Source organism: Bacteroides sp. 51, assembly GCF_010500965.1.
Taxonomy (GTDB): Bacteria; Bacteroidota; Bacteroidia; order Bacteroidales; family Bacteroidaceae; genus Bacteroides.
The window spans coordinates 1-840 of record NZ_QVMI01000093.1; the positions used below are offsets into that span (position 1 = coordinate 1).

Sequence of the window (840 nt, forward strand, 5' to 3'; positions counted from 1 at the left end):
CGGGAGACTTCGCAACAAAACAAATTTAGTGGAGCATGATCGTGATATCACATCATGGAATAGTTCATGCTTAACACGACAACGACTAATTCTATGATAAACATAGAAAAAGTTTCTTTTCGATGCTTCTTCAGTGGTTCATTTCCATTCAGCTCCTATACTCACACCTGAGAGTCTCTTCCAACTCCCTTTTCTCCAACCGTTCAATACCCTTACCGTGAAGGCAGAGCACCGTGGAGCGGTTTGGCAGGTGTACCTGAAAACTCCCTGCCGATGGACCAGTTCTTAGCTAAACTTCCATACCGGTATTCTAATGCCGGCCAGGACAGTTTAGCTAAGCCCATCATTTTAGGTACAGCTTGGGGTAGGCACAATCATTCACGCACGCAACGCACTGGACTCGCGAGCTGCCGAGGATAGTTGCCCAAGCACATCCCCTGCGAGCGCAGCATCATTGCGAACCCGCTCGTAGAGTATAGCGATGAACCCGACCAGAAGAACCCGCCACTGCCTGGATTGGTCGCATCCCCAGTGATGCTTCGATGGCCAGAGGCGGGGAAACGCTGATCCAAAAGCTGAACGTAACTGGAGATTTGATCCAGACCGTTGACATTGGAAACGGTGAAAGCAGTGAAAGTACCGTTGGGAGTACCGTAAAAACTGGAGTTTACAGGGCTTTTACCAGATGCCTCTAAAAAAGTCTGTTGCTCGGCGGAGGTAGGCAAACGCCAACTACCCTCAACCCAACCCTTGGCGGAGATGTAACGACAAATGTCACCCTTGCCGGTAGAAGCATTGTAACCGGTATTGCTGTTGTAAGTAGCAAAGTCATCCTCAGTT

At 49.2% G+C, this 840-nt stretch carries 1 pseudogene; it reads right to left on the reverse strand.

From position 1 onward, the window contains the following. Positions 1 to 374 precede the first annotated feature (374 nt). A pseudogene (locus D0T87_RS24335) lies at positions 375 to 840 on the reverse strand (hypothetical protein); the annotation flags it as partial.